Source organism: Catellatospora methionotrophica (genome assembly GCF_011297335.1).
Taxonomy (GTDB): Bacteria; Actinomycetota; Actinomycetes; order Mycobacteriales; family Micromonosporaceae; genus Catellatospora; species Catellatospora methionotrophica.
Window position 1 is genome coordinate 140,391 of the sequence record NZ_JAAOTJ010000001.1, and the last position, 18,615, is coordinate 159,005.

Annotated in this window: 18 protein-coding genes; 8 read left to right on the top strand and 10 right to left on the bottom strand. The window is 71.3% G+C overall.

Translation table 11 applies throughout. From position 1 onward, the window contains the following. Positions 1 to 9 precede the first annotated feature (9 nt). From lnt to kdd, 7 genes are all read right to left on the bottom strand, one after another. Positions 10 to 1,602 (bottom strand): apolipoprotein N-acyltransferase, encoded by a 1,593-nt coding sequence (gene lnt / locus HAV40_RS00730; RefSeq protein WP_166379995.1) that lies wholly within the window; start codon positions 1,600 to 1,602, stop codon positions 10 to 12. Positions 1,603 to 2,146: 544 nt separating this feature from the next. Continuing rightward, positions 2,147 to 3,481 carry a glutamate mutase L gene (locus HAV40_RS00735; RefSeq protein ID WP_166377932.1) on the bottom strand — a complete coding sequence of 445 codons (1,335 nt, stop codon included), beginning with the start codon at positions 3,479 to 3,481 and terminating at the stop codon, positions 2,147 to 2,149. Continuing rightward, the gene (kal, locus tag HAV40_RS00740; protein ID WP_166377934.1) at positions 3,478 to 3,858 is read right to left on the bottom strand and encodes a 3-aminobutyryl-CoA ammonia lyase; all 381 of its coding nucleotides are present in this window, start codon (positions 3,856 to 3,858) and stop codon (positions 3,478 to 3,480) included. Before kal ends, HAV40_RS00735 begins: the two co-directional genes overlap by 4 nt. 70 nt (positions 3,859 to 3,928) lie before the next feature. Next, on the bottom strand, positions 3,929 to 4,690 hold the full coding sequence (gene kamE, locus HAV40_RS00745; protein WP_166377936.1) for a lysine 5,6-aminomutase subunit beta: 762 nt from the start codon (positions 4,688 to 4,690) through the stop codon (positions 3,929 to 3,931). Then, positions 4,687 to 6,273, bottom strand: a complete 1,587-nt coding sequence (gene kamD / locus HAV40_RS00750; protein WP_166377938.1) for a lysine 5,6-aminomutase subunit alpha — start codon at positions 6,271 to 6,273, stop codon at positions 4,687 to 4,689. The genes kamE and kamD overlap by 4 nt, the downstream gene beginning before the upstream one ends. Further along, a complete protein-coding gene (locus HAV40_RS00755; RefSeq protein WP_166377940.1) occupies positions 6,260 to 7,804 on the bottom strand; it encodes an amidohydrolase in 1,545 nt (514 codons plus the stop codon). Before HAV40_RS00755 ends, kamD begins: the two co-directional genes overlap by 14 nt. Before the next feature lie 4 nt (positions 7,805 to 7,808). Next, positions 7,809 to 8,873, bottom strand: coding sequence for an L-erythro-3,5-diaminohexanoate dehydrogenase (gene kdd, locus HAV40_RS00760; RefSeq protein ID WP_166377942.1), 1,065 nt, complete (start codon positions 8,871 to 8,873; stop codon positions 7,809 to 7,811). A 152-nt stretch (positions 8,874 to 9,025) separates the two neighbouring features. Here kdd and HAV40_RS00765 point away from each other — a divergent pair, with 152 nt between their 5' ends. Continuing rightward, a complete protein-coding gene (locus tag HAV40_RS00765; protein WP_166377944.1) occupies positions 9,026 to 10,390 on the top strand; it encodes a KamA family radical SAM protein in 1,365 nt (454 codons plus the stop codon). A 55-nt stretch (positions 10,391 to 10,445) separates the two neighbouring features. Here HAV40_RS00765 and HAV40_RS00770 read toward each other — a convergent pair whose 3' ends face one another. Then, positions 10,446 to 11,306: a methyltransferase domain-containing protein gene (locus HAV40_RS00770; protein ID WP_166377946.1), complete on the bottom strand. Its 861-nt coding sequence runs from the start codon at positions 11,304 to 11,306 to the stop codon at positions 10,446 to 10,448. A 178-nt stretch (positions 11,307 to 11,484) separates the two neighbouring features. On the opposite strand from HAV40_RS00770, the gene HAV40_RS00775 reads away from it, so the two are divergent. The 5 genes from HAV40_RS00775 (at position 11,485) to HAV40_RS00795 (ending at position 16,192) form a co-directional block, all read left to right on the top strand. Continuing rightward, a complete protein-coding gene (locus HAV40_RS00775) occupies positions 11,485 to 12,048 on the top strand; it encodes a histidine phosphatase family protein (RefSeq protein WP_166377948.1) in 564 nt (187 codons plus the stop codon). A 103-nt stretch (positions 12,049 to 12,151) separates the two neighbouring features. Further along, positions 12,152 to 12,592 carry a VOC family protein gene (locus HAV40_RS00780; protein ID WP_166377949.1) on the top strand — a complete coding sequence of 147 codons (441 nt, stop codon included), beginning with the start codon at positions 12,152 to 12,154 and terminating at the stop codon, positions 12,590 to 12,592. 91 nt (positions 12,593 to 12,683) lie between these two features. Next, entirely contained in the window at positions 12,684 to 13,094 is a 411-nt protein-coding gene (locus HAV40_RS00785) for a YciI family protein (protein WP_166377950.1), read from the top strand. Further along, the gene (locus HAV40_RS00790; protein ID WP_166377952.1) at positions 13,091 to 14,290 is read left to right on the top strand and encodes an RNA polymerase sigma factor; all 1,200 of its coding nucleotides are present in this window, start codon (positions 13,091 to 13,093) and stop codon (positions 14,288 to 14,290) included. The genes HAV40_RS00785 and HAV40_RS00790 overlap by 4 nt, the downstream gene beginning before the upstream one ends. Before the next feature lie 141 nt (positions 14,291 to 14,431). Beyond that, positions 14,432 to 16,192, top strand: a complete 1,761-nt coding sequence (locus HAV40_RS00795) for a metallophosphoesterase (protein WP_166377953.1) — start codon at positions 14,432 to 14,434, stop codon at positions 16,190 to 16,192. A 42-nt stretch (positions 16,193 to 16,234) separates the two neighbouring features. On the opposite strand, the gene HAV40_RS00800 is transcribed toward HAV40_RS00795, so the two are convergent. Then, positions 16,235 to 16,741 (bottom strand): carboxymuconolactone decarboxylase family protein, encoded by a 507-nt coding sequence (locus HAV40_RS00800; protein WP_166377955.1) that lies wholly within the window; start codon positions 16,739 to 16,741, stop codon positions 16,235 to 16,237. 54 nt (positions 16,742 to 16,795) lie between these two features. Next, complete coding sequence (locus HAV40_RS00805) at positions 16,796 to 17,413, bottom strand: TetR/AcrR family transcriptional regulator (protein ID WP_166377957.1); 618 nt, start codon at positions 17,411 to 17,413, stop codon at positions 16,796 to 16,798. Positions 17,414 to 17,505: 92 nt separating this feature from the next. On the opposite strand from HAV40_RS00805, the gene HAV40_RS00810 reads away from it, so the two are divergent. Continuing rightward, entirely contained in the window at positions 17,506 to 18,222 is a 717-nt protein-coding gene (locus tag HAV40_RS00810) for an SDR family NAD(P)-dependent oxidoreductase (protein WP_166377959.1), read from the top strand. A 29-nt stretch (positions 18,223 to 18,251) separates the two neighbouring features. Beyond that, on the top strand, positions 18,252 to 18,491 hold the full coding sequence (locus HAV40_RS00815; RefSeq protein WP_166377960.1) for a tautomerase family protein: 240 nt from the start codon (positions 18,252 to 18,254) through the stop codon (positions 18,489 to 18,491). Positions 18,492 to 18,615 lie beyond the last annotated feature (124 nt).

Genomic DNA, 18,615 nt, shown 5'->3' on the forward strand with positions numbered 1-18,615 from the left:
CCTCCACGTCTATGCCGATGCTGCCTGTCCAGTGTCCTCCACCGGCGCGGGCCGGCGCCTGCGCGCCACGCCCGCCGCGACCAGCAGCGCGAGCGCCGCCAGCGTCAGCAGGTACTCCGGCCACGGCCCGAGGCTCGTCGCCGGCGTGGTGCCGGAGCCGAGGTGCAGGTCGCGCACGAGTACCGCGTCGGTGTTGAAACCAGATGCATCATGCACATTTCCGTCGGAAGTTACAAATCCGGACACACCGACAGTCGAGGCCATCAGGCTGTCGCGGCCGTGCTCGACGGCCCGCAGCCGCACCATGGCCATCTGCTGCATCGCCTCGGACTCGTCGAACGTGGCGTTGTTCGTCTGCACCGCGAGCAGCTGCGCCCCTGCTCGCACGGTGTCGCGCACGACGTCGTCGTAGGCGACCTCGAAGCAGATCACGTCGCCGACCTTCGCCGGGCCCAGGGTCAGCACACCGGGCGCGGTGCCCGCGACGAAGTCGGTGCGCAGCAGCTTGGCCTGGTTCGTGATCGCCTGCGCGAGCGGCTCGACGATCGGGCGCAGCGGCAGGTACTCGGCGAACGGCACCGGGTGCTGCTTGAGGTACATCTGCTCGGGCCGCGTGCCGGGCGCGAGGTCGGCGGGCCAGACGATGCCCGCGTTGCGGGACTGGCCCTGCTCCGGGCCGGACAGCACCGCGCCGACCAGGATCGGCGCGTTGATGGCGCGGGCGGCGGTGTTGATCGCGTCGGCGGCGCCCGGGTTGCGCAGCGGGTCTATGTCGGAGGCGTTCTCGGGCCATACGACCAGGTCGGGCTGCTTAACCTGCCCGGCCCGCACCTTGTCGGCCAGGGCCATGGTCGCGGCGACGTGGTTGTTGAGCACGGCCTGGCGCTGGGCGTTGAAGTCCAGGCCCAGGCGCGGCACGTTGCCCTGCACGACGGCGACCGTCACGGCGCGCCCGTCCGGGGTCGTCGTGGGCAGCACCAGTCCCACCAGCACCACCGCGAGCGCTCCGCCGGTCGCGGCCGCGGCGCGAGTCCAGGCCCGTGCGCCGACGGCCTGCCCGAGGGCGTACGCCAGCAGCCCGCCCGCCGCCGCGACGGCGAAGGTGACCAGGGGCGCGCCGCCGTACCCGGCCAGGGCCAGGGTCGGGGCGTCGGCCTGGCTGAACGCGAGCCTCCCCCACGGGAACCCGCCGAACGGGGCCCGGTCGCGCAGCGCCTCCTGCGCCACCCACAGCAGTGCGATCCCGGCCGGCCACACCCACGGCCTGTGCCGCGCGAACGGGCTGAGCCACGCCAGGGCCATGCCGAGCAGCCCCAGGTAGGTGGCCTGGAACAGGGTGAGCAGGATCCACGGGGCGTAGCCGACGTGCAGGTTCGTCCACGCCAGCAGCGGACCGAAGAACACCGCCCCGGTGACCAGGCCGAGGCCGAACCCGGCCCGCAACCTGCGCCCGCGTACCGCCACGGCCATCAGCGCGACGCCGATCGGGGCGGTCCACCACAGGCCGTACAGCGGGAACGCGACGAGCAGCGCCAGCCCGGCGACGACCGCCAGGCCCAGCGCGACGGGCAGCCGCAGCGGGGTGTCCGCGCCGGTCGGCATACCGCCGGGCGTCTTGTCCGGTCCGCTGTCGCCGTCCGCCGGAGCGAGGGTCTGCACAGTCACCACGTCACCAATCTCTCGCCGCCGCGCGCGCTCACACGCACCCACGCCAAGATCGGCGGCCAGGTGCCGCTGCAAGGCTACACAGCCCTGCCCGCAGCCCCTCGGCACCGTCGCGCCCACCCTGTGGGCTGCAGTTTCGGGGATACCGCACGCATCAGCGGAACCGAAGGCGCAGCCTGCTCGAACTGCGGCGGTCCGGGATAAAGGCCGGGGCGCGGCCGGTGATGGCCGCGCCCCGCACTCCCAACTTCAACGCCGCCAGCCCTCGACCTTCGGGCCGATCGGCGTCCGGTGCCTGAACCGGTGCCGATCGTTTTCTACTGATCGGTGCTGGCGCCTGCCGTGCCAGGCCGCCTGATCGGCGACGCCCGCCGGACGGCGGCAGGCACGGTGAAGGACCTCACGACGGTACCGGCGCGGCCTCGCACGGTCAATTTCACGATGTGGTCACCGAGGGTGACGAACGCCGCATTCGGGTGAGTCAGCCCAGCTCAGCGGCGAGCAGCGCCGCCGCGGCGTCGGGATGTTCCACCGAGAGGAGTCCCGCCGCCGCCAGAATGTAGGACACGTCGACGACCGTTCGGGCGGCTCGTGGCAGGGCCCAGCCGCCCGCGGTGTCGCCGAGGCCCGCGCCGAGTACGGCCTGCGCGACCTGGGGCGGGCTGTGCCGCAGCACGCCGCCGGAGCCGATCGCGGTCCGCACCGCGCGCAGGTCACGCCCGCCCCGGCGCGGCCCACCGGCCACGACGGCCTCGCCGCGGGCGTGGCGGCGCAGCGCCACCGTGACCGCCAGTTCGGCCAGCCGCTGGTCGACGGCCCGTTCGGTGCCGTCGTCGGCCACGTAGCCGGGATGCTCCGCGCGGGCGGCGGCCGCCTGTTCCAGGGCCTGCGCCTCGTCCGGTGAGATGATCTTCTCCAGGGCCGCGGCGGCCACGACTCCGGGCGCGGACCAGCGCATGCCGAGATCGCCCTCGACCGTACGGGCCGCCCACAGCACCCCGGCGACCTCGTCGCGGACCCCGGCCAGCTGCTCGGCATCGGGGGTCAGCACCGAGTACACGTCCGTGGTCGCCCCGCCGACGTCGACGACGAGCAGGTCCTCGGCCGTACGCGAGGCCAGCAGCTCGACCCCGGACAGGACCGCGTCGGGGGTCGCCGCGCGCACCAGCGAGGCGAACCGCGGCCCGCGCGACAGCCGCTTGCCGCCGATGACGTGCTGCAGGAACACCTGCCGGATCGCCGCGCGGGCCGGGCCGGGGTCGAGCACCCCGATCGCGGGCAGCACGTTGTCGACCGCCACGACCGGCACACCCGCCCCCGACAGCAGCGCGGCGAGCTGCTCGCGGCAGTCGGCGTTGCCCGCCAGCACCGTCGGCACCCGCCAGCGGGCGCTCGCCAGCCGGGTCGCGTTGTGGGTGATCGTCTCGGCGTCGCCGCCGTCGGTGCCGCCGACCAGCAGCACCACGTCGGGGCGGGCGGCGCGCAGCTCGGCGAGCCCCGCGCGGTCGAGGCGGCCCGCGGCGACGTGCACGACCCGCGACCCGGCCGACAGCCCGACCCGGTGCCCGGCCTGCGCCGTCACCAGGCGCTCGTAACCGACGACGGCCAGCCGCAGCCCGCCACCGGCCGATGAGCACACCAGCAGCCCGTCCGGGGCCCGGCCCGTGGCGGCCACCGCCGCGTCGAGGCCGTGCAGGACGTCGGTGCCGACGGTCGTACGGTGCGAACCGGTCGCGACGAGTTCACCGCTGCCCGTGTCGACCAGGGCCGCCTTGGTGAACGTCGACCCGACGTCGACACAGCACAGCAGGCTCACTGGGGCGGGACCACCACGGTGCCGGTCGCCGTCACCGCGGTCACCGGCGGGTCCAGGACCTCGGCCGCCGACTCCGACCGGTCCGGGCGGCCCCGGCACACCACGCGCGCCTCGAAGTCGATCGTGCGGCTGCGGGTGCCCATCCGGGCCACCGTCGCCACGATCTCCAGCACGTCCCCGGCCCGCATCGGGGCCTTGAACTGCACGTCGGAGTACGAGGCGAACAGGCCCTCGTCGCCGTCGAGCCGGATGCACACCTCGGTCGCGACGTCACCGAACGCCGCCAGGGCGTACGCCCCGTCGACGAGGTTGCCCGCGTAGTGCGCGTGGCCGTACGGCACGTACTTCCGGTGGGTAACGGTAAATCCGACGCTCATGCCCGCTCCTCGCTTCGCTCGTCACCGGCATGAGTCTTCACGTGCCCCATGATCCGCTCGCTGCGCTCGCTCATGCCGCCACTGCCTTCTTCCGGTCGGCCTTCTCGGTGATCAGCGCGTGCACCAGGTAGCTGGCGACCTCGCGCGGGGTGGTGCCGCGGCCGAAGATCCGGTCCACGCCGAGCTCGCCGGTCATCAGCTCGTCGAAGCGCGGGCCGCCGACGATCAGCAGCGGCCGCTTGTCGGCGGGCAGCGCCTCCCGGAACGCCGCCGACATCTCCCGCGTGTTGTGCAGGTGCGCGTCGCGCTGGGTGACGACCTGCGAGACGAGCACCGCGTCGGCCTTCTCCGCCTTCGCGGCCGCGACCAGTTCCGGCACGGTGATCTGCGCGCCGAGGTTGACGACCTTCAGCTCGCGGTAGTACTCCAGGCCCTTCTCGCCGGCGATGCCCTTGAGGTTGAGGATCGCGTCGATGCCGACGGTGTGCGCGTCGGTGCCGATGCACGCCCCGACCACCGACAGCTTGCGGCGCATCTTCTGCTTGACGACCGTGTTGACCTCCTTGGCGGTCAGCAGCGGGAAGTCACGCTCGACGACCACGACCTTGTCGAGCTCGACCAGGTGCCGGACGCTGCCGTAGATCACGAAGAAGGTGAAGCCGTCGCCCATCTGCTTGGCGTGCACCAGCATCGCCGGTTCCAGGCCCATCTTCGCCGCGAGCTGCAGCGCGGCCCCTTCGGCCTTCTTGTCGTGCGGCAGCGGCAGCGTGAAGCTGACCTGGGTCATGCCGTCGCCGGTGGTGTCGCCGTACGGGCGGATGACGGTCTTCACTGCTGCTCCTTGCCGGGGGTCTCCAGGATCTCGGTGGCCGGGTTGTAGTAGCCGTCGTCGTGCGCGGCGACGCCGTCCAGGCCCTTGCCCCGGTTCGCGGGCCGTTTCATGATCCCGAACGTGCCGTCCGCGATCGCGTTGAGGAGCGTGTCGCCCTCGATCTTTTCGAGCAGGCTGATCGCCTCGTCGAGGACCTGGTGGGCGCGGCGCTGGATGAAGCCGTCCGGGGCGGGCACGAAGTCCTCGTGCAGGTTGCCCGCCGCGCCGAGCACGTAGCGAACGTTCTGCAGGGCGATGTCGCGGTCGGACAGCCACGGCGTGACCACGGCCTCGGTCATCATGCCGACCAGCAGGATGCTCTGCCCGGTCAGCGCCCCGACCAGGTTGAAGAACCCGTCGAGCAGGTTGCCGCGGAACACGTCGCCGGTCATGTGCTTGGTGGGCGGCATCCACTTCAGCGGCGCGTCCGGGAACAGCTCCCGGGCCAGCAGCGCGTGGGCCAGTTCCAGGCGGAACGACTCCGGCAGCTCCGGGTTGATCTCGAACGCGTGCCCGAGCCCGAGCTGCCAGTCGGCGAGCCCCGCCTCGTGCGCGAAGTACTCGTTGAGCAGCTGCGACACGGTCACCGTGTGCGCGGCCTCGACGGCGTCGGCAGTGGTGAGGTAGTTGTCCTCACCGGTGTTGATGATGATCCCGGCGCGGGCGTGGATCTGGCGGGAGAACCGCTGGTCCACGAACGTGCGGATCGGGTTGATGTCGCGGAACAGGATGCCGTACATCGAGTCGTTGAGCATCATGTCCAGCCGCTGCAGCCCGGCCAGCGTCGCGATCTCGGGCATGCACAGGCCGGACGCGTAGTTGGTCAGCCGCACGTAGCGGCCGAGCTCCCTGCTCGACTCGTCCAGGGCGGCCCGCATCAGGCGGAAGTTCTCCTGGGTGGCGTACGTGCCCGCGAAACCCTCCCGGGTCGCGCCCTCGGGCACGTAGTCGAGCAGCGACTGCCCGGTGGAGCGGATCACCGCGATGACGTCCGCGCCCGCGCGGGCCGCCGCCTGCGCCTGCGGGATGTCCTCGTAGATGTCGCCGGTCGCCACGATCAGGTAGATCCACGGCCGCTGTTTCGGGTCACCGTACCGCTTGATCATCTTGTCGCGGTCGGCCCGGTTGCGGTCGATCTGCTTGATGCCCGCGGCGACCTGACGGCGCGACGCCTTCTTCGCGGCGGTGACGGCCCTACCGGAGGGCAGGTCGAACCGCACCGAACCGGCGGCAGCCTTCTGCGCCAGCAGGGTCAGCTGCTCCCCCGTCGGCTCCAGGCCGTGCTCGGCCAGGGCGTGGAACACCGGCAGCGCCACGCCGTGGCCCAGCCCGACGTCGTTACGTACCGCGTCGACCAGGCGGTTCACCCACGGGATGCCGTCGGGGTCGGCGCCGGTCACCCCGGCCAGCCGCAGCACGGCCCGCTCCACCGACACGGTGGTGTGCGACTGCGCCATCTCCACCACGGGCCGCCCGGCCTTCGCCGCCAGCGCCCGTGCCCGGTGCACCAGCGCCGGATCGAGGCCAAGTTTATTGCTGCTCATAGATCGTTTCTCCACGCAGTACGGTACGGACACAGACCGGCAGCTCGTCGTGCTGCTCAAGACTGGGCAGGGTGCCGGACAGGCCGGCCGGGGTACGCCACACCGCGAACGTCGCCGGGGAGCCCGGCACGAGCACGCCCTCGGCGTCTTCGTGCACGGCGCGCCAGCCGCCACGGGTGTGCGCCGCGAACGCCGACTTCGCGCTCATCCGCTGATGGGTGTTGAAGTGCTGCATCGCGGCCCGGACACTGCCCCACGGGTCCAGCGGCGTCACCGGGCTGTCCGACCCGAACGCCAGCGCCACGCCCGTGTTGTGCATCTGCCCCATCGGGTTCGACGCCAGGCTGCGCGCCACCCCGAGCCGCTGGGCGTACATCTGGTGCTCGCCGCCCCACAGCCGGTCGAACGCGGGCTGCATCGAGGCGACGATGCCGTAGTCCACGAACGCCGCGATCAGCCGCTTGTCCATGATCTCGGCGTGCTCGACCCGGTGCCGGGCGTCGCGCAGCGCGTCGGTGCCCAGCACCTGGTCCGCCAGCTCGAATCCGGCGACCACCGTCGAGATCGCCGCGTCGCCGATGGCGTGGAAGCCGCCCTGCATGCCGTGGCGGTGGCAGTCGAGCAGGTGATCGCGCACCTGCTCGGCGGTCACGTAGCCGTGGCCGCAGCCGCGCTCGCCGTCGAGGTAGTCCTCGCCCAGGTGCGCGGTCCGCGAGCCCAGCGCGCCGTCGGCGTACAGGTCGCCGCCCGCGCCGACCGCGCCGAGTTCGCGGGCCTTGGCCGCGCCCATCAGCTCGCCCCAGAACCCGTAGATCTCGGGCAGGCCCTGCCCGGACAGGCGCAGCAGCTCGGTGAAGTCGTCCTCGCTGGACGTGCCGGGCCCGCCGCACTCGTGCACGGCCGCGATGCCCAGGCTCGCCGCGTGGCGCAGCATCCGCATCTGCGCGTCGCGCCGCTGCACGATCGTGATCTGCCCGAACGCGGCCGCACGGACCACGTGGTGGGCGTCGCGCCGCACCCAGCCCGACGCGTCATAGCCGGGCGCGTCGGCGGACAGGGCCAGCAGGTCCGAGGAGACCAGCGCCGAGTGGATCGACGCCTGGGACAGGTACACGCTGCGCCCGCCCGCCGCCCGGTCCAGCTCACCCGCCGTCGGCGGGGTCTGCGCCGCACCCCAGGTGCTCTCGTCGAAGCCGTGCCCGAGCACGACCGCCTCCGGTCCCAGCCCGGACGCGAACTCGGCGACGGCCTTGAGCAGCTCGGTAGCGCTGCGCACCGCCGACAGGTCCAATCCGGCCAGGGCCAGGCCGGTGTCGGTGGCGTGCACGTGCGCGTCGACGAACGCCGGGGTGACCAGGGCCCCGCCCAGGTCCACGCGCAGGTCGGCGGTCGGGGCGTCGGCGAGCGGCCCGAGCCAGACGATGTGCTGGCCACGGGTGAGCAGCGCGGTGGCGCCGGGGTCGGCGGGGCTGCGGACGACGGCGTTGTGCCAGAGCGTCGTACGCTCGGCCGGCAAGGCGGAGATCTGCATTACGTCAGTCTGCCGTGCCGGACGTGGCCCGCGAGGCCTCGTGGTGCAGACGGGACTCGAACAGCCCTCGCACCGCCGGGACCTGGCGCAGCAGATCCAGCGCGTACGCCGCGTGGCCGGGCACGTAACCGTTGCCCACCAGCATCGTCACGTCCGCCGCCAGGCCCTCGGCACCCAGGGCCGCCGCCGCGAAGCTGGTCGCCATCGAGAAGAAGATCACGGTGCCGCCGTCGGCGGTCGACAGGATCGCCCCGTGCTCGCAGCCGGGCACGTCGACGCAGACCACGGTCACGTCCGCGGCCCGCCCGCCCAGCGCCGCGCTCACCGCGTCCGCGAGCGCCACCGGGTTGCGGGCGTCGGCGAGCGCGACGGCGTCGGCCAGGCCCGCTGCCTGTAGCGTCGCGCGCTCGCGCTCGATCGGCACCACGCCGACCGTGCGGCTCGCCCCGGCGGCCTTCGCGGCGGCCAGGGACAGCGAGCCGCTCTTGCCCGCGCCGCCGATCACGGCGACGGTCGGGTTGTCGTACTTGGCGACCACGCGCGCGGTCAGTGCGGGCGCTCCGCACACGTCCATGACCGCGAGGGCCAGCTCCGGGTCCAGGTCGGCGGGCAGCACCGCGGCGATGGAGCGGGCGAACAGGATCGCGTGGCCCTCGCAGGGGACCTGCTCGCCGCCGCCGTCCCAGCGCTTGAGGCCGTCGGTGATCGACAGCGGGGTCAGCGTGAGCGAGACCAGGGTGGCGACCTTGTCGCCGACCTTGAGGCCGAGCGGGGAGTCCGGGCCGACCGCCTCCACGGTGCCGATCAGCATGCCACCCGAGCCGGTGACGGGGTTCTGCATCTTGCCGCGCGCCCCGATGATCTCCAGGACCTCGGCCCGGACAGCCGCCCCGTCGCCATTGTGCTTGGTGGCCAACTGGCGGAAGCTGGCCGCGTCGAGGTTGAGCCGCTCGATGGCGATACGCACCTCGTCTGCCCCGATTTCCGACGCATTGTCCAGGCGAAGTGCCGCCTGGGGCAATACCCCGCGCGGTTCCAGGACCCGGTGCAGGCCGATCGGTGACGTCATTGTCCGGTTCTCCTAAAAAGTGAAGTGCACCCGCGAGATCAAAACCAAAATTGCGGTTAGATTTGAACTGTGCGGGAAATTCTACGGCAGACTAGTTGGTACGCCGAAGAACTTCCAGTATGGTCAACGGGACCGCAAAGGAGAGGCCACCGATGAACGCTGGGCAACCCTACGAGTACCGCCGCGTAGAGCTGATCGAACCGGACTGGACCCGGTTCCCGGGCTGGCGCGACGTGACCCTCGCGCAGTGGGAGTCCGCGCAGTGGCAGCGCGTCAACTGCATCAAGAACATCAAGCAGCTGCGCGCCGTGCTCGGTGACACCGTCGACGAGCGCTTCTACGCCGACCTCGAGGCCGACCAGAAGGCCCTGGCCACGATGTCGATGCTGGTCCCCCCGCAGATGATCAACACGATGGCGCGGGAGGAGCTGACCACCGAGGCGTTCTACGCCGACCCGGTGCGGCGCTACATGATCCCGGTCGCCTCCGACCGGCTCACCGAGTGGGCCAGCCACCCGCACGCCAGCCGCGACAGCCTGCACGAGCACGACATGTGGGTCGCCGAGGGGCTGACCCACCGCTACCCCACCAAGGTGCTCGCCGAGCTGCTGTCCACCTGCCCGCAGTACTGCGGCCACTGCACCCGCATGGACCTGGTCGGCAACTCCACCCCGGCGGTCGAGAAGCTCAAGCTGACCCTCAAGCCCGTCGACCGCTACGACGCGCACATCGCCTACCTCAAGGCCCACCCGGGCGTGCGCGACGTCGTCGTGTCCGGCGGCGACGTGGCCAACGTGCCGTGGAAGAACCTCGAGTCGTATCTGATGCGGCTGCTGGAGATCGACACCATCCGCGACATCCGGCTGGCCACCAAGGCGCTGATGGGCCTGCCCCAGCACTGGCTGCAGCCCGAGGTCGTCGAGGGCCTGGAGCGGGTCGCCCGCACCGCCCGCCGGCGCGGCGTGAACCTGGCCATCCACACCCACGTCAACCACGCCAACTCGATCACCCCGTCCGTGGCCAGGGCCGCGAAGACGGCGCTCGAGGTCGGCGTACGCGACGTGCGCAACCAGGGCGTGCTCATGCGCGGCGTCAACGCGACCTCGCCGGACCTGCTCGACCTGTGCTTCGCGCTGCAGGGCGAGGCGAACATCCTGCCGTACTACTTCTACATGTGCGACATGATCCCCAACGCCGAGCACTGGCGGGTGTCGGTCGGCGCGGCCCAGCAGCTGCAGCACGACATCATGGGCTACCTGCCCGGCTACGCCACCCCGCGCATCGTCTGCGACGTGCCGTTCGTCGGCAAGCGCTGGGTGCACATGGTCACCGAGTACGACCGCGAGAACGGCATCTCGTACTGGACCAAGAACTACCGCACCTCGATCGAGGCCGACCAGAACGTCGACGTGCTGTCGCAGCGCTACGCGTACTACGACCCGATCGACACCCTGCCCGAGTCGGGCCAGAAGTGGTGGCGCAAGCAGCTCGAAGAGCAGCTCACCGCCCAGGCCTGACCCACGACGCCGGTCCTGCCTCCCGCTGTTCACGCAGCCGGGAGGCAGGACCGTCTCAGTCCGGGACCGTGCCCGCGACCACCCACACCGTCAGCGCGACCAGGAAGTCCTCGCGCGCGTCCGCCTCGTGCACGGTGTCCAGCCACCGGTCGACCATCGCGGTGGTGTCGCCGTCCTCCTCCCCCACGATGTGCAGCAGCAGGTCGCGCTCGAAGTACGGCACCACGTGCTGCGCCTCGGCCGGGTCGGTGAAGCACATCGTCATCGGATGGCACTCCAGCTCGTACACCCCGACCCGGCGCAGCCGGTTGCGCAGCGTACGGCCCATCGACGGGTTGCACATGACGCTGTGGTGCCGCAGCCGCCACAGCATCGGCGCGAGCACCTCGGCGGGCATCCCGTCGAAGACCAGCGAGTCCCAGTCGGTGTCGACCAGGCAGATCCGCCCCTGCGGCCGGGTCACCCGGACCAGCTCCCCGATCACGGTCTCCGCCTGCGGCAGGTGCTGCAGCGTACGCTCGCACCGCACCGCGTCGAAGACCCCGGCCGGGTAGTCCAGCCGCGCCAGGTCCCCGGTGCGGAAGCGGACGGTCCCGGCGTCGGGGTGGGTCTGGTGCCAGCGCTCGTATCGCTGTGCGGCCAGCGCCAGCATGCTGCGCGAGTTGTCGATCCCGTCGACCCGGCCGTCGACGCCGACCAGCAGCGCCAGCGAGCACGCCTCCTCCCCCAGGCCGCACCCGCCGTCGAGCACGTGATGGCCTGGTTTGATCTGCAGCGTCTCGCAGGCCCGTGCCCTGATCCCGGTGATCGCCTCGTGGGCCGCGGCCCGGTCGAGGTACGCGACCAGCCGCGCCTGCATCTGCGGCGGGCTCTGGTCGACCCGCGCGTAGTGCGGCGTGAGCGGCGCGTCCGTCATACCTCAATTCTGTGAGTCCCACGACCTCCACAGGCGAAACCATGCAGATCACGTCAGTCGCCCGGTGCCAGGCGCGGTTCAGGCCGCCAGGTTCGGGACGCGACGGCCGAAAGCGTCCGTTCGGCGCTGATCACCGCTAAGTTGTCCTCAGGAACACGAGCGGGGAGGATCGTCGCCCATGCGAGAGATCGTGCTGGTCCGGCACGGGCAGACCGAGTGGAGCGCCAACGGGCGGCACACCTCCTTCACCGACCTGCCGCTGACCGCCGAGGGTGAACGCCAGGCCGCGCAGCTGGCCGGACGCCTGGCCGGGCGGGCGTTCGCCGCGGTGCTGTGCAGTCCCTTGCAGCGGGCCAGGCGCACTGCCGCGCTGGCCGGGCTGGAGATCACCGCCACCGACGACGACCTGCTGGAATGGAACTACGGCGCCTACGAGGGCCGGACCACCGTGGAGATCCGCCAGGAGCGTCCCGAGTGGACCGTGTGGCAGTCCGGCTGTCCCGGCGGCGAGACCGCCGCCCAGGTCGGCGCCCGCTGCGACCGCGTCCTGGAACGGGCCCGCACGATGCTGGCCAGCGGCGACGTCGCGCTCGTCGGGCACGGCCACCTGCTGCGCGTGCTCACCGCCCGCTGGCTGGGCCTGCCCCCGCAGGACGGCGCGCTGTTCCGCCTGGAGACGGCCACCGTCAACGTGCTCGGCTACGAGCGCGAGACCCCCGTGCTGCTGCGCTGGAACAGCTGAGGTCCGCCCGCCGCGGATGTCGAGAACGCGGCGTCGGCTCCGTCCCCCGGGTATACATACCGGTGGCCGTGCCCGGCCACGTGACGGACAGGGAGAGACCACCATGGCGATTCAGCGCATGGACAACGTCGGCATCGTCGTCGAGGACCTGGCGGCGACGGTCGCGTTCTTCACCGAACTCGGCATGGAGCTGGAGGGCGAGGCGCAGATCGAGGGCCCCTGGGCCGACCAGTCGGTCGGGCTCGCCGGCATCCGCTGCGACATCGCGATGATGCGCGTCCCGGGCGGCCCCGGCAGGCTGGAACTGGCCAGGTACCACACCCCGGCCGCGATCCCGGCCGACCCGCAGAGCCCGCCACCCAACACCCTCGGCCTGCACCGGGTGATGTTCGCCGTCGACGACATCGCCGACGTCATCGCCCGGCTGCGCCCGCACGGCGCGGAGCTGCTCGGCGAGGTGGCCCGGTTCCAGGACAGCTACCTGCTCTGCTACCTGCGCGGCCCCGGCGGGATCATCGTCGCGCTGGCCCAGGAGATCGGCTGACGATTTCTTCGGCGGGGATGTCGAGAACCGGCTTCCCGCTCCGTCCCCGGTGCACACGGCCGACCCGGGCCGTACCCGTAAGGAGAAGATGATGGCCAAATACCTGCTGCTCAAGCACTACCGTGGCGGCCCGGAGCGCGCGGTGGACTACGCGACGATGGACCAGTGGACGCCCGAGGAGGTCGACGCGCACATGGCCTTCATGCGCGCCTTCGCGGCCCGGTTGCAGGAGTCGGGCGAGTTCGTCGACACCCAGGCGCTCGCGCCCGGCGGGACGTTCGTACGCCACGACGGCGAGGGGCGGCCGCCGGTGACCGACGGGCCGTTCGCCGAGACCAAGGACCTGATCGCCGGGTGGTACGTCATCGACGTCGACTCGTGGGAGCGCGCGGTGCAGCTGGCCGGGGAGCTGTCGGCGGCACCGGGACCCGGCGGCGAGCCGTGCTGCGAGTGGCTGGAGGTCCGGCCGTTCGTGGGCTGCCTGCCCACGGCGACCGAGTGAACGAGCCGCTGCTGCGGGACCTCGTGCCCGCGGTGATCGGTGTCCTCGTCCGGCGCGGAGCAGATTTCGCGTCGGCCGAGGACGCCGTCCAGGAAGCCCTGGTCGAGGCCGTCCGCGGGTGGCCGGACGGGCCGCCGCAGGACCCCAAGGGCTGGCTGGTCACGGTCGCCTGGCGCAAGTTCCTCGACGACGCCCGCGCCGAGGCGTCCCGGCGGCGGCGCGAGGAGCGCGTCGAGTCCGAGCCGCCGCCCGGTCCGGTCGAGGCGGCCGACGACACGCTCCAGCTGTACTTCCTGTGCGCGCACCCGTCGCTGACCCCGGCGTCGGCCGTCGCGCTGACCCTGCGCGCGGTCGGCGGCCTGACCACCCGCCAGATCGCGCAGGCCTACCTGGTGCCGGAGGCGACCATGGCCCAGCGGATCAGCCGGGCCAAGCGGACCGTCTCGGGCGTCCGGTTCCACCAGCCCGGTGACCTCGCCACCGTGCTACGGGTGCTCTACCTGGTCTTCAACGAGGGCTACTCCGGCGACGTCGACCTCGCCGCCGAGGCGATCCGGCTGACCCGGCAGCTGGCGGCCAGGACCAGCGACGAGGAGGCGGCGGGCCTGCTCGCGCTCATGCTGCTGCACCACGCGCGCCGCCCGGCACGGACCCGGCCCGACGGCAGCCTCGTGCCGCTGGCCGAGCAGGACCGCCGCCTATGGGACACCCGCCTGATCGCCGAGGGTGTCGACGTGCTCCAGACGGCCCTGGCCCTCGACCGGCTGGGCGAGTTCCAGGCCCAGGCCGCCATCGCCGCGCTGCACGCCGACGCGCAGGCCGCCGAGGAGACCGACTGGGTGCAGATCGTCGAGTGGTACGACGAGCTGCTGCTGCTCACCGACAACCCGGTCGCCCGCCTCAACCGGGCGGTAGCGGTCGGTGAGGCCGACGGTCCACGGGCCGGGCTGGCCGCCCTGGCCGAGCTCGACCCCGCGCTGCCCCGGCACACCGCCGCCGCCGCGTACCTGCACGAGCGGGACGGCAACCCGAGGGTCGCGGCACGGCTCTACGCCGAAGCCGCCTTGGCTGCCCCCAACATCCCCGAGCGGGACCACCTCACACGGCAGGCCGCCCGGCTCAACGCGCAGTCGCGCGGCCGCCACGGGGCGCGGGCGGCAGGTGCTAGCCCGCGCCAGGGCCGGCCGGAACTATAACGAATGTAAATCGATGAATGAAGATTGGTTGCAACACCGCTTCTCAACATCGAAACTTTCCAACATCGGTGCCATCCCGTCGGCATCGCGCCCCGTGGGGGGCTACCGATCGTTGGAGGGGCCAGGATGAGGGTCGGCAACGTGGCACGTGTTCTCGCTTTGACCGCGTCGTCGCTCACGCTCCTGGCGACGGCGTCATACGCACAGGCGCCGCAGGCGCGAGCGCAGGCGCAGGCCGCCGAGAACTTCACCCTGGTGATGCTGCCCGACACCCAGTACGCCTCCGAGTACTGGCCCGAGGTGTTCCGGTCGCAGATGCAGTGGGTGGACACCCAGCAGGCCGCGCGGAACATCGAGTACGTCCTGCACGTCGGCGACGTGGTCGACAACTCCGACCAGCTCGCCCAGTGGAACAACAGCAAGAGCGCGATGGGCCTGCCCACCGACGACGTCCCCTACATCATCGCGCCGGGCAACCACGACCTCGACCCGGGCACCGCCTCGACCACCCGCACCACGACGCGGTACAACACCCACTACCCGCGCTCCACCTTCACCGGGCTGCCGTCGTTCGGCGGGACCTACCCTGCCGCGAAGAACGACAACACCTACCACACCTTCACCGCGGGCGGAGCGGACTGGCTGGTGCTGGCGCTCAAGTACGCACCGAGCGCCGCCGAGATCGCCTGGGCGAACCAGGTGGTGGCAGCCCACCCGGGCCACAACGCCATTCTGGTCACGCACGCCTACCAGAACGGCAACACGAAGGACACCAACGGCACTCGGCTGTGGAACGAGCTGGTCAGCAGGCACGCCAACTTCCGGTTCACCTTCTCCGGTCACTACCACAACGCCGGCAGGATCACCCAGCAGGGCATCCATGGCAACACGGTCCACCAGATCCAAGCCGACTACCAGAACAACAGCTCCCGCGACCCCAACAGCTACCTGCGGGTCCTCACGTACAACCCGACCGCCGACAGCCTGGACGTCAAGACCTATTCGCCGTTCCTCAACCGCTACATGACCGACGCGACCAACCAGTTCGTCCTGAACAACATCAATCCGGTCCGCCCGCGCCGCGGTGAGCTCCTCACCGGCCGCCAGCTGGATTTCAACAACGATCGCCGCACCGACATCTTCACCACCGGCGATGGTTGGCTGTACTCCAGCGCAGCCCAGACCAGCTGGATCGACCTCGCCGCGTCCACCGTCGGGCTCGCCGACGTGCGTTTCGGCGACTTCAACGGCGACGGCCGCACCGACGTCTTCCGGGCCACCGGCGCCACCTGGCAGTACTCCAGCGCAGGCCAGACCAGCTGGATCGACCTCGCCGCGTCCACCGTCGGACTCGACGACCTGCGCCTGGGCGACTTCAACGGCGACGGCCGCACCGACGTCTTCAACGTCTCCGGCACCCAATGGCGCTACTCCGACGCGGGCCAGAGCAGCTGGATCAACCTGCTCAACTCGGTGGTCCCCCTCGCCGACCTGCGCTTCGGCGACTTCAACGGCGACGGCCGCACCGACGCCTTCCGGGCCACCGGCGCCACCTGGCAGTACTCCAGCGCAGGCCAGACCAGCTGGATCGACCTCGCCGCATCGACCGTCGGACTCGACGACCTGCGCCTGGGCGACTTCAACGGCGACGGCCGCACCGACGTCTTCAACGTCTCCGGCACCCAATGGCGCTACTGCGACGCGGGCCAGAGCGGCTGGATCAACCTGCTCAACTCGACGGTCCCCCTCGCCGACCTGCGCCTGGGCGACTTCAACGGCGACGGCCGCACCGACGTCTTCAACGTCTCCGGCACCCAATGGCGCTACTCCGACGCGGGCCAGAGCAGCTGGATCAACCTGCTCAACTCGACGGTCCCCCTCGCGAACCTGCGATTCGGCTGAGTTTGAGGAAGTCCGCATCGGCCGCGTACGGCCGATGCGGACTTAGGCCCGCAGTGCTTCGTCAGGGACGGCGCCGACGGCCGACAGCACACCGCTGAAGAACCGGCGGATGCACACGGCGAGCACGATCTGCAGCACGTCGGCGTCGGACAGGCCGAACTCCCGCAGCACGGCGGCGTCCTCGCTGGTGACCGCCGTCGGGTCGGCGGCGACCCGGTCGGCGAAGTCCATGATCGCGACGTCGACCGGGTCGAGGCCCGCGCGGTGGTGGTCGGCGACGATGGCGCGCAACTGCGGCTCGTCGTAGAAGCGGTCGCGCAGCACCTTGGTGTGGGCGAGGGTGCAGTAGTCCGAGCCCAGCCGCCGGGCCGCGGCGAGCGTGACCAGCTCGTACCGGCGCAGGTCCATGCCGTCGCGCACGCTGCCCGCCAGGTGCTCCCAGCCCGCGTACGCCTCGGGGCGCAGCGCGAACACCCGCAGGTAGTTGGGGACGGGGCCGGTCTCGGCGGCGTACAGGGGCGACTCGGCGGGGGTGTCGAGAAAGGTCATGGCGCAGAGGCTAGACGCGCTCGCGTTCCGGCACCGGCCGGTGTCCGCGATCCGTCAGGCGGCGGGGCGCGCGTCGGCCGGGACCTGGAGCAGGCCAAGGCTGTTCTGCCAGAGCGTGCCGAGCTGGGCCGGGTCGTTGAGCAGCTTGGCCAGCAGCACCCGGCCCTCGATCTGGGCCACGATGGAACGCGCCGCCTCGCGGGTGTCCACGGCCGGGCCCGTCTGACCGGCGGCCTTGGCCTCGGCGACGACCTTCTCGATCATGTCGATCTGCGTCTCGAAGATCTCCTGCAGGCGGTCGCGGATCTCCGGGACCTGGCTGCTCAGCTCGGAGGCCAGGTTGCCGAACATGCAGCCGACGACCATGCCCTCCTGGCGCAGCGCCGCGCGCTGGAACTCCTCGGTGGCCTCGAACAGGTCGGCGAGCCGCCGCAGCGGCTCGCGCCCGCTGCCGAGCAGTTCGCTCCACTGCTGCCGCTGGGCGGCCCAGTGCTCGTCGATGACGGTGAGCGCGAGCGCCTGCTTGGAGGCGAAGAAGTGGTAGAAGCTGCCCTTCGGCACACCGGCCGCCGTACAGATCTCGGCGACGCCGAGCGCGGAGTAGCCCCGCTGCTCGATCAGCGCCTTGGCCGCTTCGAGGATCTTGTTCCGCGCGTCACTCTTCCTGCCCATGCCGTTGACGATACACGACCAGTCATCTACCTTTTACTAGACCGGTCGTCTAGTAACGCGGCGGCTGGCACTACCAGCAAAGGAAACGCATCATGAGCTTCGAAAACGGACGTAAGGTCGCAGTGATCACCGGCGCTTCGCAGGGCATCGGCGCGGGCCTGGTGCAGGCATACCGCAAGCTGGGTTACGGCGTCGTGGCGACCTCCCGCACGATCGCCGCCTCCACCGACCCGGACATCGTGACCGTGCAGGGCGACATCGCCCACGCCGACACCGCGGAGCGAGTCACCCGGGCCGCGCTGGAGCGTTTCGGCCGGATCGACACACTGGTCAACAACGCCGGCATCTTCCTGGCCAAGCCGTTCACCGACTACACCGTCGACGACTTCGCCGCGGTCACCGCGATCAACCTGGCCGGGTTCTTCCACCTGACCCAGCGGGTACTGCCGCACATGCTGGAGGTCGGCGGCGGCCACATCGTCAGCATCACCACCAGCCTGGTCGACCAGGCCGACAAGAACGTGCCGTCGGTGCTCGCCTCGCTGACCAAGGGCGGGCTCAACTCGGCCACCAAGTCGCTGGCCATCGAGTACGCGACGCGCGGCGTGCGGGTCAACGCCGTCGCCCCCGGCATCATCAAGACGCCGATGCACGCGGCCGAGACCCACGAGACGTACGCGGGTCTGCACCCCGTCGGCCGGATGGGTGAGACCAGCGACATCGTCGACGCGGTGGTCTTCCTGGAGTCGGCGCCGTTCGTTACCGGCGAGATCCTGCACGTCGACGGCGGCCAGAACGCCGGTCACTGAGCCCGCTCACCCACCGGAGAGGAACGGCCATGCCCATCGTCAACATCCAGATCACCCGCGAGGGCACCACGCCCGGCGCGACGGCGGCCACCGCCGCGGAGAAGTCGGCCCTCATCGAGGGCGTCAGCAAGCTGCTGCTCGACGTGCTGAACAAACCACTGGACTCCACATTCGTCGTCATCGACGAGGTCGAGTTGGAGAACTGGGGCCGGGGCGGCCTGGCCGTCCCGCAGTACCGCGAGCAGCAGAGCGCGGGCGGCTCCGAGTAGTACGACGGGCAGGGGCGTGCGGTTTCCGGTGGCGTACCGGGAACCGCACGCCCCTGTCGGCCCGAACGCTAACGGCTTCTTAACACCACATCGGACAGAATCCCGACGGACGGCCGTGAGCGCG